The organism is Streptomyces sp. TLI_55 (assembly GCF_900206255.1).
GTDB lineage: Bacteria > Actinomycetota > Actinomycetes > Streptomycetales > Streptomycetaceae > Streptomyces > Streptomyces aquilus.
In genome coordinates this window covers 978,238-991,991 of record NZ_OAOJ01000001.1, presented here as the reverse complement: position 1 = coordinate 991,991, position 13,754 = coordinate 978,238, and the positions used below count along the sequence as shown (strand labels likewise).

The window sequence follows — 13,754 nt, the reverse complement described above, 5'->3', positions numbered from 1 at the left end:
TGCACAAACAATCATCCGTAGAAGCATGCATCCAGGGGAGGGGCAACGCCATGACGCATGTCGAGGACGAGCTGACGAGCCAGCCCGAGTGCTGGACCCGCGCGGCGGCCGAGGCGGACGGACACCGCGGGGTGCTGCCGGTGCCGGGGGAGCGGGTTGCGATCGTGGGGTGCGGCACGTCGTACTTCATGGCGCAGTCCGCGGCCGCGCTGCGCGAGGGCGCGGGCCAGGGCGAGACCGACGCCTTCGCCGCGTCGGAGTTCCCGCGGGGACGGTCGTACGACCGGGTCGTCGCCCTGACACGGTCCGGCACCACCACCGAAGTCCTCGAACTGCTCGGGGGGTTGAAGGGGTGGATACGCACCACGGCGATCACCGCCGACCCGCACACGCCCGTCATGACGGCCGCGGACGACGTCGTCGTGCTCGACTACGCGGACGAACGGTCCGTCGTGCAGACCAGGTTCGCGACGACCGCGCTGACCCTCCTCCGCGCCCACCTCGGCCTGCACCCCGAGGCAGCCGTCACCGACGCCCGCGCCGCGCTCGCCGACCCGCTGCCCCAAGGCCTCGTCGACTGCACACAGTTCACCTTCCTCGGCCGCGGCTGGACCGTGGGCCTGGCCAACGAGGCCGGACTGAAGATGCGCGAGGCCTCGCTGTCCTGGACCGAGGCCTACCCGGCGATGGAGTACCGGCACGGCCCCATCAGCATCACGACCAAGGGCACCGCGACCTGGATGTTCGGCGAGGCGCCCGAGGGTCTGGCCGAACAGGTGCGGGGCACCGGGGCCCTGTGGGTGGACGGCGGCCTCGACCCGCTCGCCGAACTGGTCCGCGCCCAGCGGCTCGCCATCGCCGTCGCCGCAGCCCGGGGCCTCGACCCGGACCGGCCGCGCCACCTCACCCGCTCGGTGATCCTCGCCGGCGCGCAGGAGTAGCCGTGCCTCTTGTCCCCACCGGCGACCTGGTCGCCGCTGCCGCCGCCGCGCACTCCGCCGTCGCCGCCTTCAACGTCGTCACGCTCGAACACGTCGAGGCGGTCGTGGCCGGCGCCGAGTCGGCGGGTGCCGCCGTCGTCCTCCAAGTCAGCGAGAACGCCGTCAAGTTCAGGCTGGGGCGACTGCACCCCCTCGCCCGTGCCGCCGTCGCCGCCGCCGAACGCGCCGCCGTTCCCGTCGGGTTGCACCTCGACCACGTCCACAGCGACGCCCTGCTGCGGCAGGCGGCGGACGTCGGATTCGGCTCCGTGATGTACGACGCCGCCCGGCTGCCCTACGCCGAGAACCTCGCCGCCACCCGCGCCGCGGCCGACTGGGCACACGCCCAAGGCCTGTGGATCGAGGCCGAGTTGGGGCAGGTCGGCGGCAAGCACGGCGAACCCCCGCTGGACGCCCACGCCCCCGGCGCCCGCACCGACCCCGCCGAGGCCCGCGCCTTCGTGGTGGACTCCGGCGTGGACGCCCTGGCGGTGGCCGTCGGCAGCACGCACGCCATGACGACCCGCACCGCGAGCCTCGACCACGACCTCGTCAAACGCCTGGCAGCGACCCTCGACGTCCCGCTCGTCCTGCACGGCTCGTCCGGCGTGCCCGACGACGAACTCACCGCGGCCGTCACCGGCGGCATCACCAAGGTCAACATCGGCACCGCCCTCAACATCGCCCTGACCGGCGCCGTACGGGAGTACCTCGGCACCCACCCCGAGGCGGTCGACGCCCGCAAGTACCTGGGCGTGGGACGGGAGGCGATGGCGAGGGAGGTGGAGCGAACCGTCCGCCTGCTCGGCCGCGCTACTTCCTGACGGCCCTGAGCACCACGAACTTCGGGTCACTGGCGACCAATTCGCTGTTCCCGAACAGCCGCCGCAGCGTCACGTGATACCCGAGATGGCGGTTGCCGACCACCCACAGCTCGCCGCCCAGCCGCAACGCGCGCCGGGCGTCGGCGAACATCCGGCGCGCGGTGGCGTCGGTCGTGGCCTGATGGGAGTGGAACGGCGGATTGTTGAGCACGAGGTCCACACTCCCGTCCGGCACCCCGCTCAACCCGTCCCCGACCCGGAACTCGGCATGCCCCGGCACGCCGTTCGCCTTGTACGTCGCCTCCGCGGAGGCCACCGCCTGGAACGACTCGTCGACGAACAGCACCTCGGCCTCGGGATTCGCCAGCGCCACCGCCGTGCCCACCACTCCGTTGCCGCAGCCCAGGTCCACGACGCGCTGGGTTCCCTTGCTGTCCGGCAGATGGCCGAGGAAGAACCGGGTGCCGATGTCGAGCCGGTCGGCACAGAAGACGCCCGCGTGGTTGACGACGGAGCGCCCGGAGACCGGTCCGATGCCTTCGGGCAGGGCGTAGCTGTACGGCCACGGGTTGGCGGCGGTCTCGCCGGACACGTCCGGGCTGCTGAAGATCAGCCGGGCCTTCTTCTCGGCGAGCGAGGTGCGGGTCGGGCCGATGACCCGCTCGAAGAGCCTCAGCGTGGAGGTGTGGATCTCCTTCACCATGCCGGTGCCGACGACGACCGTGCCCGCGTGCAGCCCGGGCGCGAGGCGCAGCAGCTGGTCCTCCAGCAGGGCCAGGCTCTTCGGCACCCGCACCAGCAGCACGTCGATCCGCTCCGGGGGCGGGTCCTGGGTCGTGAGCAGCCGCACCGTGCCGGTCTCGACACCGTTGCGGGCGAGGTTCGCCCGAGTCGCCTCCTGGCTCAGGTACGAGTCCGTGATCTGCGTCGGCCCGTGCGCGGCCAGCGCTGTCACCAGCGCGCCCCAGCGGTCGCCGAGGACCACGACCGTGCCGGACAGGGAGACCTCCCGGAGGTGCCGCAGCAGATACTCGTCGGAGGCGTCCCAGGCACGCAGCCGGTCACGCGGGTCCTCGGGAAAACGGGCCAGCGTCAGCTCGCCCCAGGGCGTCGTCATACGGTCGTTCATCGTCCCTCCAGGCTAAGCGACCCCGGGAAGGCCCAGGCACGCCCCCACGCCGCCCGGAGCCGCAGCTCAGGGCTTCTTGGCAGGATGGAGTCCATGGACGCCGAGCTGTTCCCCAGGTCCCGCACCGAGGTGGCGCCGGGCGCGGTGCACGTGCCGGACTGGCTCGACGCCGGGCGGCAGCGCGAGCTGCTGGAGGTCTGCCGGGACTGGGCCCGTCCGCCGGCCGGGCTGCGGACGGTGCGCACACCCGGCGGCGGCACGATGACCGCCCGGCAGGTGTGTCTGGGGTGGCACTGGTACCCGTACGGCTATGCCCGCACGGTCGTCGACGGCGACGGCTCCCCGGTGAAGCCGTTCCCGGCGTGGCTGGGGGAGCTGGGACGTGACGCGGTACGGGAGGCACTCGGGATGACGCCACTTCCGTACGACATCGCACTGATCAACTTCTACGACGGCGACGCCCGCATGGGCATGCACCGCGACAGCGACGAGCAGTCGGACGCGCCGGTCGTGTCCTTCAGCCTCGGGGACACGTGTGTCTTCCGGTTCGGGAACACCGAGACCCGGACCCGGCCCTACACGGACGTGGAGCTGCGCAGTGGGGACCTGTTCGTGTTCGGAGGGGCTGCCCGGCTCGCCTACCACGGCGTACCCAAGGTGTACCCGGGCACGGCACCGCCGCAGTTGGGGCTGACCGGGCGGCTGAACATCACGCTGAGAGTCAGTGGCCGGTAGGCGGCCCGCGCAGCGGATCATGGGAGACTCGCCCTCATGAGCGGCAACGCGGACCCCCGGCCGGCGGGGGAAGGGACCACCTCGAGGACGCGGTTGGACCGGGGGCGCGGTGCGCTCGGGCCCGCGCTGGAGCTCGTGCACACCGGACGCGCCCCGACCCGGGCCGTGCTCACCGCCGAGCTCGGCGTGACCCGGGCCACGGCCGGAGCCGTCGCCGCCGAGCTGGAGGCGCTCGGGCTGATCCGGGTCGACGCCCGGCCCGGCGCCGCCGCGGGTTCCCAGGGCCGGCCCTCGCACCGGCTCGCGGTCGCCGAGGACGGGCCCGTCGTCCTCGCCGCCCAGGTGCACGCCGACGGATTCCGCGCGGCGCTGGTCGGGCTCGGCGGCCGTATCGCCGCGACCGCGCCCGCTCGCGAGACCGTCGACGCCGACCCGGCGAAGATCATCGGCTCGGTCGTCGAGGCCGGCGCCGACCTGCTGCGCACCACGGGGCTCCGCTGTGTCGGCGCCGGTCTCGCCGTGCCGTCCGCCGTCGCCGAACCCGACGGCACCGCGCTCAACCCGCTCCACCTGGCCTGGCCCGTCGGTGCCCCCGTACGCCGGATCTTCGACGAGTGCGTGCGCGCGGCCGGCATCAGCGGACCGGCGTTCGCGGGCAACGACGTCAACCTCGCCGCACTCGCCGAGCACCGGCACGGGGCGGGCCGCGGCGCCCGCGACCTGCTCTGCGTGGCCACCGGACACCGGGGCGTCGGCGGCGCGCTCGTCCTCGACGGCCGTCTGCACACCGGCAGTTCGGGCCTCGCCCTGGAAGTTGGCCACCTCACGGTCAACCCCGAGGGCCGCCCCTGCCACTGCGGCAGCCGCGGCTGCCTCGACGTCGAGGCCGACCCGCTGGCCCTCCTCACCGCCGCCGGGCGCGAGCCGGGACCCGTGGTGTCACTGCTCCAGCAGGCCATCGACCTGATCCGCGACCACTACGACGACCCGACCGTCCGCACCGCCGCGGAGACCCTCATCGACCGCCTGGGGCTGGGCCTGGCCGGGCTGGTGAACATCCTCAACCCCGACCGCATCATCCTCGGCGGCCTGCACCGCACCCTCCTCGCCGCCGATCCCGACCGACTGCGCGCGGTCGTCGCCGACCGCAGTCTGTGGGGACAGAGCGGCGGCGTACCGATCCTGGCGTGCACCCTGGACCACAACAGCCTGGTCGGCGCGGCCGAGTTGGCGTGGCAACCGGTGCTGGACGACCCCATCAGGGCCCTAAGGCCTGTCTGACAATTCCCGCCTGCGCCGCGGCGTCTGGCGCGTGTGATCGCAAGGCGCCGCGGCGCCCGCCCTTCGGGCGGACGACGGGAATTGTCAGACAGGCCCTAGCCCACCAGTGACTGGGTCCCGAGGACGGAGAGCAGCGCCAGCTTCTCGGCCTCCTCGGTGCCCGGCTCCGCCGAATACACCAGGATGTGCAGGTCGTTGCCCTCCACCCGGAGCAGATCGCAGTCCAGCGTCAGCAGCCCCACGTGGGGGTGCTCGATCGTCTTGCGCGAGCCCTCCAGCCGGCCGACGACCCCCGCGTCCCACAGCTCGGCGAACCGCTCACTGCCCGCCCTCAACTCCGCCACCATCCGCCGCAGTTGCCGGTCGGCGGGATAGCGGCCGTACGTCGCCCGCAGCTCCGCGACCATCCCCACCTCGAAGTCGCGCCGCTCCTGCGGGGTGTGCCGGACCCGGGTGGGCGCGCCGGTGAAGTTGCGCCACACCCCGTTGCGCTCGAAGCCGCGCAGGCCCGACGGGTCACCCATCAGCGCGGCGTACATCGGGTTGGCCACGAGCAGCGTCATCGCCGCGTCGGACACCCCGACGGGTGTGTCCACGAGCCGGTCCAGCAGCCGCTGGACGCTCGCCGTGATGTACCCGGGCACGGTCTCGGGCCCCGGCGGCACCAGCCCGGCCAGCCGGAACAGATACTCCCGCTCGTCCCCCGACAGCCGCAGCGCCCGGGCCAGCGCCTCGACGACCTGCCCGGACGGGTTCGCCGCCCGGCCCTGTTCGAGCCGGGTGACGTAGTCGACCGAGATCCCCGCCAGCAGCGCCAGCTCCTCGCGCCGCAACCCCGCCGCGCGCCGCTGACCGCCGGCCGGCAGCCCCGCGGTCTGCGGCGCGACCCGGTCCCGCCAGCGGCGCAGCGCCTGCCCCAGCTCCGTCGTCGTCATGCCTCCAGTGAACCGCGCCGACCGGGCGGGTGCCTGGTACTGCGAGTCCCAGGAAGAAGGGTCTTCTGGCTGTCCGCCCGGACCGGAGGGAGGGTGAAGCCATGACCACCACACTGATCACCGGAGCCAACAAGGGCCTGGGCTTCGAGACCGCACGCCGGCTCGTCGCAGCAGGTCACACCGTCTACATCGGCGCCCGCGACGCCGACCGCGGCCGCCGTGCCGCCGAACAGCTCGGCGCCCGCTTCGTCCAGCTCGACGTCACCGACGACGCCTCCGTCCAGGCCGCCGCGAAGACCGTCGAGGCCGAGGGCGGCCTGGACGTCCTGGTCAACAACGCCGGCATCGAGGTACGCGGCCCGGACAACGCCATCCCGACCGCCGCCGACACCACCGCCGACGAGATGCGCACGGTGTTCGAGACCAACGTCTTCGGCGTCGTCCGCGTCACCCACGCCTTCCTCCCGCTGCTCCAGCGGTCCGCGGCGCCCGTCGTGGTGAACGTGAGCAGCGGCCTGGCCTCCCTGACCGCGCTGTCGGACCCGGACTCGCCGGCCCACTTCTACCAGGCCATCGCCTACCCGGCGTCCAAGACCACCGTCAACATGATCACCGTGCAGTACGCGAAGGCGTTCCCCGAGATGCGGATCAACGCCGTCGAACCGGGCTTCACCGCGACGGACCTCAACGGCCGCACGGGCCACCAGAGCGTCGAGGAAGGCGCGGAGATCATCGTCCGCATGGCCCTGAGCGGCCCCGACGGACCGACCGGCGGCTACTTCGACGCGAAGGGCTCCCTGCCCTGGTGATCCGCCCTCGTCATCTGTCCTTGTGATCCGCGTAGGCTCGCGAGCATGCGGATCTCAGTCTCCTCCGACATGGACGAACCCGTGGCCCGAGCCCTCGTCGCCGAGCTGCGCAGCCGTGGCCACGAGGTGACGGCCCACGGGGCGCTCGCACCCGGCGCCGACCCCCAGTGGGCCGCCTGCTCGGAGGCGGCGGCCCGGGAGGTCGCCGACGGGACGGCGGACCAGGCGGTCGTCTGCTGCTGGACCGGCACGGGCGCGTCGATCGCCGCGAACAAGGTCCCCGGCGTACGGGCCGCCCTGTGCACCGACGCCTACACCGCGGACGGCGCCCGCCGCTGGAACGACGCCAACGTCCTCGCCCTCGGCCTGCGCCTGACGTCCGAGCCGCTGATGAAGGAGATCCTCGACGCGTGGTTCGCGGCCGAGGTCAGCGAGGACGCGGAGGACCAGGAGAACGTGGAGCGCATCAGGCGTCTGGACCTGAGGGGCCGGTGACCTCAAGGCCGGCTTGAGGGTCCGGTGACCTCAAGGCACGGCCTCTCAAGGCGCCGTGAGGCTCCACAGCGCGGCCACCAGCGGCCTGCGCAGATCGGCCCGCCGTACGCACAACCCGATCGGGAACGGCTCGGGCGGCGGGTCCGCCGGAAGCACCGCCAGCCGTTCCCGCACCGCACTGTGCTCCAGCACCAGCCGCGGCACCACCCCCGTACCGCAGCCGAGCGCGACCAGCGTCGACAGCCCTGCGCCCAGATCGACGAGTTCGAGAACGCGGCCACCCCTGGTCCGAGATCGTCAACGAGTCCGTCATCGAGGCCGTCGACTCCCGGCGGCCGAACGCCCGGCGGACCAGGCGCTGCTGAAGGCCTTCGACACCCACCCGGCCCACGAGGCCCTGGCCGCGGCGGCGAAGCTGCGTCCGCCGGTGGACATCTCGGTGGCCTGACATCTGCCCGGCGCGGTCCTGTCAGGCCGTGTCCGTGCGGGCGGGGCGGGGTCGGGGCACCAGTTCGCCGCCGCAGTTCGGGCAGATGTCGTTCATCGCCTCGCTGCACGCGACGCAGTACGTGCACTCGTAGACGCAGATGCGCGCGGCGGCGTCCGGCGGCAGTGCGGTCGTCTCGCAGCGCTCGCAACGGTCGCGCATTTCCAGTGCCATGTACTCCCTCTCGGCGTCACCCCGTGCCGATCATGCTCGCTCACCGCCACTCGACGGCGAAGGCCCGGCCGGGGTTCACCGTCATCATGCGCTCCACCGTCTCGGCGCCGACGGCCGCCACCAGCCGCGGCCGTACCCGGCGCAGCAGGTACGGCATCCCCGGCCCGCCGTCGACCGAGCGGGCCGCCGCGGTTGTCGTGTCGCCGCCCAGCAGCAGCCGGTCGCCGAACCCCGCCTCGGCCAGGGCCCGCACCGCGTCCGGCATCCGCCAGTCGGTGGCGTGGTGGGTGCGCGACGGCCCGTCGAAGGCGAGCCAGCAGCCGGAAGCCGCCGCCTGAAGGTGCGTGACCGAGTCGGGGGAGCGGTTGAGGTGCCCCAGGATCACTCGATGCGGCGGCACGCCCGACTCCCCGCACAGGAGGTCCAGTACGTCCAGTGCGCCGGTGCCCAGTTCCAGGTGCACCGCGATCGGCGCCCCCGTCGCGTGGTGGGCCTCGGCCGCCGCCCTCATCGTCCAGCGCGCGTGCGCGTCGAGCGCGTGGAAACCGCCCGCCACCTTGATCAGCCCGGCCCGCACCCCCGACGTGCCGATACCGCCGGTGAGTTCGGCGACGAAGAGCTCCGCGAGCCGGGGACCCCGCAGCTCCTTGAGGACCCGCTCGTCGTAGTGGACGGCCTGATGCAGCCCGGTCGCGGCGACCACGGCGACCCCCGTCTCCCGGGACAGCGGCGGCAGATCGGCGGCCCGCCGTCCCAGCCCGTACGGCGTCCACTGCACCACCGCGCCGCCGCCCTCGGCCCGGAAGGCGGCCAGCTCGGCGCGGGCCGCGGACACGTCCCGCAGTTCCTGGCCCGGTAGTTGAGGGCTGCCGAAGAACAGGTGGTCGTGAGCGTCGCACACCCCGAGACCCGCGGGGTCCACGTCGCCGAGGACCGTGCGGACCGCGCTCACCACTGGCGACCGCGGGGCAGTCGGTCCAGGCCCGGCGCCGACAAGTGCAGGACCTGGAAGACGTCGCCTTCCGCCTTGGGGGTGTCGTGCGCCCACAGCGAGAAGTGGACGAGTTCCCAGCGGGACGTGTCGACGGCGGCCGCCGCGAGCAGCGCCCCGTCCTCGCCCGCCAACCGCCGCGCCTCACCCGCCGCGTCCGCCGTGAACGCTCCCAACTCCACGCCGTCCGGAACAGGTTGACGCCGCCGCACCGCGACCCGCGCGCGGGAGCCGGCGGCGCCGCCCTCCTCGTACGCCAGACCGGTCCACTGCCGCACCGACGGCCGCCCGAAGTCGTCGCTCAGCCCCTGGAAACCACCGCCCCAGAGAAAGGAGTTCATGCCCTCCACGGTGTTCCAGAGGTAGAACGGCGCGTACTGGTTCACGGGGGAGCCGTGCTCGCCCCGCTCCCGCATCAGATACGCCTTCAGGCCCAGGCCCTCCCAGTCGTCGAGGAGATGTCCCTTGGCGGCGACGCGGGCCCGGATGACGTCCATGTCATAGGCGGCGGGCAGCGTGAGTTCGTACTGCATGGCGTGCATGAGGAATGCCTCCTGGCTATCGCTGTCGAGGGGCGAGGAGCGACAGCAGCCCCCTGACGCCCGCGTCGAACGCTCCCGCGGACCCGGCCGCGCGGGCCAGGACGTAGCCGCCCTGCACGGTGGCGACGACGGTGGCCGCGATGGCCTCGCCGTCCAGCGCGGGCGCGAACTGACCCTGTTCCTTGCCCTCTTCGACGATCCCGGCGATCCGCTCCCGGAGCCAGTCGAGCGTCTCGTCGACCGGCGCGCGCAGCTCCTCGCTCGCGACGACGTCCGGATCCATGGTCAGCCGGCCGACCGGGCAGCCGCGCAGCACGTCGCGCTCGCGCAGCAGATACGCCTCGATGCGCTCGTACGGCGTCCCCGGCCCGCCCAGTACGCCCTCCGCGGTAGCCCGCATCTCCTCGGCCGTCCGCCGGATCGCGGCCAGCGCGAGATCGGGCTTGCCCTTGAAGTGGTGGTACATGCTGCCCTGCCCGGCACCGGAGCGCTCCAGGATGGCCTTGGGGCTCGTGCCGACGTAGCCGCGTTCCCACAGCAGCTCGCGGGTGGACTCGATCAGTCGCTCCGGGGTGCTCATGAGCTCACTGTACATACTAGTAGTTACAGACGGCTAGAGGGTCGGGGAGCAGCGCTGTCGGTCCTGGCGTACTCCCGGGGAGGTATCCGCACTGCCGCTGGCTGTACGACGACCCGGACCCCCGGTCGAGGCCACTCTCGAGACATCGCAGCAGCACCTCACTAGGGAGATGACCCGAGATGCAGACCCTGGCGCACTGGGACGGCGGGCCCGGCCCGTGGATCCTTCTCTTCCCGCTGATCTGGGCGGCCGTCGTCGTCGGCGCCGTCACCGTCCTGCGCCGCACGGCGTGGCGCGGTCGCGGCGGCCCCCGCCGGTTCGCCGTCGACGACAACTCACCCCTGACCGTGCTCGGCCACCGCTTCGCCTCCGGCGAGATCGACGAGGACGAGTACTGGCGCCGGCTCTCCGTCCTGGACGAGCAGTTCGGCCGCCGCACGGGCAAGGGCGGTGCGGCATGACCGTCACGACCGAGGTGCGCACCGCCGCACGCGTGGTCGACGCGGTGAAGGTGTACGGCGGTGGCGACACCGCCGTACGTGCCCTGGACGGCGTCAGCGTCGCCTTCCCCGCCGGCCGCTTCACCGCGATCATGGGGCCCTCGGGCTCCGGCAAGTCCACCCTCCTGCACTGCGCGGCCGGTCTCGACACCCTCAGCGCGGGCGCCGCCTACATCGGCGACACCGAACTGGGCTCCCTGGACGACCGTCGCCTGACCCTCCTGCGCCGCGACCGGGTCGGGTTCGTCTTCCAGGCGTTCAACCTGGTGCCGACGCTGACCGTGCGGGAGAACATCACGCTCCCGCTCGACCTGGCCGGCCGCAAGGGCGACCAGGAGTGGGTCGAGGCCCTGATCGACGTCGTCGGCCTGCGCGACCGTCTGCACCACCGCCCGTCCGAGCTCTCCGGCGGTCAGCAGCAACGCGTCGCCGTGGCAAGGGCGTTCGCCGGGCAGCCGGACGTCGTCTTCGCCGACGAACCCACCGGCAACCTCGACTCCCGTTCCGGCGGAGAGGTCCTCGGCCTCCTCGGCCGCACGGTGCGCCACACCTCCCGCACGGTCGTCATGGTCACCCACGACCCCGTGGCCGCCGCCCACGCCGACGAGGTCGTCTTCCTCGCCGACGGGCGCCTGGTGGACCGGATGACCGCACCGACGGCCGAACGGGTCCTGGACCGCATGAAGGCCTTCGACGCGGGGACCTCCCCGGCCTCGGAGGTGTCGTCGTGAACGCCGCCGTGCGCCTGAGCACTTCTTCCCTGCGCGCCCACAAGCGGCGTTTCGCCGGGACCTTCCTGGCCGTGTTCCTCGGCGTCGCGTTCCTGGCGGGCACCCTCGTCATGGGCGACACCCTGCGCGCCAGCTTCGACACGATGTTCGGGCGGGCCGCCGGCGGCACGGACGCGGTGGTCCGCAGCGCCGACGCCATCACCACCCCCGGCGAGAGCCAGGGCGTGCGGGCGCCGGTCCCCGCGGACCTCGTGGACACCATCGAGAAGGTCCCCGGTGTGGCCGCGGCCGCCCCCGACATCCAGGGCGCCGGCCAGCTCGTCGGCGCCGACGGAGAGCCCATCGGCGGCAAGGGCCCGCCCACCCTCGCGGGCAACTGGATCACGGACCCCGAGCTCAACGCCTACCAACTGGCCGAGGGCCGCGCCCCCGCCCGGTCCGGCGAGGTCGTCATCGACCGGGGCACCGCCGAGCGGGGCGGCCTGCACCTCGGCGACACCACGACCCTGCGCACCCCCGACCCCGTGCAGGTGACCGTCGTCGGCCTGGCCACCTTCGGCGGCGAGGACGGCATGGCCCAGGTGACCTTCACCGGCATGACCCGGGCGGACGCCGAGAAGTACCTGACGGCCCGGCCGGGCGAGGCGTCGACCATCAAGGTCCGGGCCGCCTCCGGAGTCGGTCAGCGGCAGCTGGTGGACCGGCTGACTCCCGTGCTCCCCAAGGGAGTCGAGGCCATCACCGGCCAGGAGTCGGCGGAGGAGAACACCGAGATGATCTCCAGCCAGTTCCTGACCGTGTTCACCCTCTTCCTCCTCGTCTTCTCAGGCGTCGCCCTACTGGTCGCGACCTTCTCCATCCACAACACCTTCGCGATCGTCGTCGCCCAACGCACCCGCGAGAACGCCCTGTTGCGCGCCCTCGGCGCCTCCCGGCGCCAGGTCACCGCCTCGACCCTCGTGGAGGCCACCGCGGTCGCGGTGACCGCCTCGCTCGCGGGCCTGGCGGGCGGCATCGGCATCGCCGCCGGTCTGCAGGCCCTGTTCCCGGCGATCGGATTCCCCTTCCCCGAGGGCGACTTGGTGGTCAGCACGCTGTCCCTGGTGCTGCCGCTGGCCGTGGGCACCGTCGTCTGCCTCGGCTCCGCGCTGCTGCCCGCCGTCCGCGCGGGCCGCACCGCACCGATGGCGGCCCTGCGCGAGACGGCGGTCGACACCTCCGCCGCCTCCCGCGTCCGTGCCGTCACCGGTCTCGGCCTCGGCGCCCTCGCCCTGGGCCTGACGATCGGCGGCGTCCTGGTCACCCCGTCGCTGTGGCTTGCCGGCGCCGGAGCCGTGCTCGCCCTGGCCGCGTTCGTGGTGCTCGGTCCGGTCGCCTCCACCACCGCGGTACGGGTCCTCGGCAGCCCCCTCGACCGGTTGCGGGGCGTCACCGGCGGCCTCGCCCGCCGCAACGCCCTGCGCAGCCCGCGGCGGACGGCCGCCACCGCGAGCGCGCTGATGATCGGCGTCGCCGTCGTGGCCCTGTTCACGGTGTTCGCCGCCTCGCTGAAGGCGACCATGGACCAGACGGTCTCGCGCTCCTTCGCGGGCGACGTGGCCGTGAGCACCCCGTCGTTCGGCGCCGGCGGCAGCGGACTGAGCCCCCGGCTGGCGGGCGCCGTGGCCAAGCTGCCCGAGGTGGACACGGCCGTCGGCCTCGGCCGCGGGGTCGCCGAAGTCGACGGCAAGGGACGGGCGTTGACCGTCACCGACCCGCTCGCCCTGGCGCGCACCTTCGACCTGGGCGATGTGCGGGGCTCCCTGGCCGGCCTCGGCACGGACGGCATCGCCGTCACCGAGAGCGAGGCCGACAAGCAGGGTCTGAAGACCGGCGACAAGGCCCGGCTCACCTTCACCGACGGCGAGATGAAAACCTTCACGGTCCGTGCCGTCTACGGCCGCTCCGAACTGGCCGGGGACTACGTCATCACCCGCACCGCCTGGGCACCGCACCGCACCCAGGACTCCGACACCCTGCTGGCCGTGGCCTTCAAGGACGGCGTCAGCACGGACACCGGCAAGGCCGCGGTGGAGAAGGTGGCGGCGCACTACGGCAACCCCGAGGTCCAGACCCGGGACGAGTACGCGCAGTCGTCGGCGGGCGGCATCGACATGATGCTCACCCTCGTCTACGCCCTGCTGGCCCTCGCCGTCCTCATCGCACTGCTCGGCATCGCCAACACCCTGACCCTGGCGATCCACGAACGCACCCGCGAACTGGGCCTGTTGCGGGCCGTCGGACAGACCCGCTCCCAGCTGCGGGCCATGGTCCGCTGGGAGGCGGTCCTGGTCGCCGCCTTCGGCACCGTCGGCGGGCTCGGCCTCGGTGCCTTCCTGGGCTGGGTCCTCGTCAAGGCCTCCGACGGCGCGAGCGACAGCGCGTTCGCCTTCGCGATGCCGTCGGCGCGACTGGCGATCGTGGCCCTGGTCGGCCTCGCGGCGGGCGCCCTCGCGGGCCTGCGCCCGGCCGGGCGGGCCGCCCGTCTGGACGTACTGCGGGCCATCGCCACGGAGTGACGG

The 13,754-nt window shown here is 73.3% G+C and carries 15 protein-coding genes and 1 pseudogene; 9 read left to right on the top strand and 7 right to left on the bottom strand.

Annotation, left to right across the window (positions count from 1 at the left end; genetic code table 11):
- Positions 1-50: 50 nt before the first annotated feature.
- Positions 51-941, top strand: a complete 891-nt coding sequence (locus tag CRP56_RS04715) for an SIS domain-containing protein (RefSeq protein WP_097260517.1) — start codon at positions 51-53, stop codon at positions 939-941.
- A gap of 2 nt (positions 942-943) precedes the next feature.
- A complete protein-coding gene (locus CRP56_RS04710; RefSeq protein WP_097260515.1) occupies positions 944-1,804 on the top strand; it encodes a class II fructose-bisphosphate aldolase in 861 nt (286 codons plus the stop codon).
- Here the strand turns inward: CRP56_RS04710 and CRP56_RS04705 are convergent.
- Positions 1,794-2,921, bottom strand: coding sequence for a methyltransferase (locus CRP56_RS04705; protein ID WP_097260513.1), 1,128 nt, complete (start codon positions 2,919-2,921; stop codon positions 1,794-1,796). The two genes, CRP56_RS04710 and CRP56_RS04705, sit on opposite strands and share 11 nt — an antisense overlap.
- A 105-nt stretch (positions 2,922-3,026) precedes the next feature.
- On the opposite strand from CRP56_RS04705, the gene CRP56_RS04700 reads away from it, so the two are divergent.
- Both CRP56_RS04700 and CRP56_RS04695 read left to right on the top strand, forming a co-directional pair.
- Positions 3,027-3,668 (top strand): alpha-ketoglutarate-dependent dioxygenase AlkB family protein, encoded by a 642-nt coding sequence (locus tag CRP56_RS04700; protein WP_097260511.1) that lies wholly within the window; start codon positions 3,027-3,029, stop codon positions 3,666-3,668.
- A 36-nt stretch (positions 3,669-3,704) separates the two neighbouring features.
- The gene (locus CRP56_RS04695) at positions 3,705-4,949 is read left to right on the top strand and encodes an ROK family protein (protein ID WP_097260509.1); all 1,245 of its coding nucleotides are present in this window, start codon (positions 3,705-3,707) and stop codon (positions 4,947-4,949) included.
- A 95-nt stretch (positions 4,950-5,044) separates the two neighbouring features.
- On the opposite strand, the gene CRP56_RS04690 is transcribed toward CRP56_RS04695, so the two are convergent.
- Positions 5,045-5,884: a helix-turn-helix transcriptional regulator gene (locus CRP56_RS04690; protein ID WP_097260507.1), complete on the bottom strand. Its 840-nt coding sequence runs from the start codon at positions 5,882-5,884 to the stop codon at positions 5,045-5,047.
- A gap of 101 nt (positions 5,885-5,985) precedes the next feature.
- Between CRP56_RS04690 and CRP56_RS04685 the strand changes: the two genes are divergently transcribed.
- Together CRP56_RS04685 and CRP56_RS04680 are read left to right on the top strand one after the other, a co-directional pair.
- Entirely contained in the window at positions 5,986-6,693 is a 708-nt protein-coding gene (locus tag CRP56_RS04685; protein ID WP_097260505.1) for an SDR family oxidoreductase, read from the top strand.
- A gap of 45 nt (positions 6,694-6,738) precedes the next feature.
- Entirely contained in the window at positions 6,739-7,188 is a 450-nt protein-coding gene (locus tag CRP56_RS04680) for an RpiB/LacA/LacB family sugar-phosphate isomerase (RefSeq protein ID WP_097260503.1), read from the top strand.
- Positions 7,189-7,233: 45 nt separating this feature from the next.
- Here CRP56_RS04680 and CRP56_RS04675 read toward each other — a convergent pair.
- From CRP56_RS04675 to CRP56_RS04650, 5 genes and pseudogenes are all read right to left on the bottom strand, one after another.
- Positions 7,234-7,434 (bottom strand): annotated as a pseudogene (locus CRP56_RS04675) (LysR substrate-binding domain-containing protein); the annotation flags it as partial.
- Between the two features lie 223 nt (positions 7,435-7,657).
- Complete coding sequence (locus CRP56_RS04665; protein ID WP_097260501.1) at positions 7,658-7,849, bottom strand: DUF1272 domain-containing protein; 192 nt, start codon at positions 7,847-7,849, stop codon at positions 7,658-7,660.
- A gap of 40 nt (positions 7,850-7,889) precedes the next feature.
- Positions 7,890-8,801 (bottom strand): phosphotriesterase family protein, encoded by a 912-nt coding sequence (locus CRP56_RS04660; RefSeq protein WP_097273724.1) that lies wholly within the window; start codon positions 8,799-8,801, stop codon positions 7,890-7,892.
- On the bottom strand, positions 8,798-9,382 hold the full coding sequence (locus CRP56_RS04655; RefSeq protein WP_097260499.1) for a DUF4865 family protein: 585 nt from the start codon (positions 9,380-9,382) through the stop codon (positions 8,798-8,800). The genes CRP56_RS04660 and CRP56_RS04655 overlap by 4 nt, the downstream gene beginning before the upstream one ends.
- A gap of 16 nt (positions 9,383-9,398) precedes the next feature.
- Complete coding sequence (locus tag CRP56_RS04650; protein WP_097260498.1) at positions 9,399-9,977, bottom strand: TetR/AcrR family transcriptional regulator; 579 nt, start codon at positions 9,975-9,977, stop codon at positions 9,399-9,401.
- Between the two features lie 164 nt (positions 9,978-10,141).
- Between CRP56_RS04650 and CRP56_RS04645 the strand changes: the two genes are divergently transcribed.
- From CRP56_RS04645 to CRP56_RS04635, 3 genes are read left to right on the top strand one after another with little or no spacing between them, the layout of a single operon-like run.
- Positions 10,142-10,423, top strand: a complete 282-nt coding sequence (locus tag CRP56_RS04645) for an SHOCT domain-containing protein (RefSeq protein WP_097260496.1) — start codon at positions 10,142-10,144, stop codon at positions 10,421-10,423.
- Positions 10,420-11,193, top strand: coding sequence for an ABC transporter ATP-binding protein (locus tag CRP56_RS04640; RefSeq protein WP_097260494.1), 774 nt, complete (start codon positions 10,420-10,422; stop codon positions 11,191-11,193). Before CRP56_RS04645 ends, CRP56_RS04640 begins: the two co-directional genes overlap by 4 nt.
- The gene (locus tag CRP56_RS04635) at positions 11,190-13,751 is read left to right on the top strand and encodes an ABC transporter permease (RefSeq protein ID WP_097260491.1); all 2,562 of its coding nucleotides are present in this window, start codon (positions 11,190-11,192) and stop codon (positions 13,749-13,751) included. The genes CRP56_RS04640 and CRP56_RS04635 overlap by 4 nt, the downstream gene beginning before the upstream one ends.
- Positions 13,752-13,754: the final 3 nt, after the last annotated feature.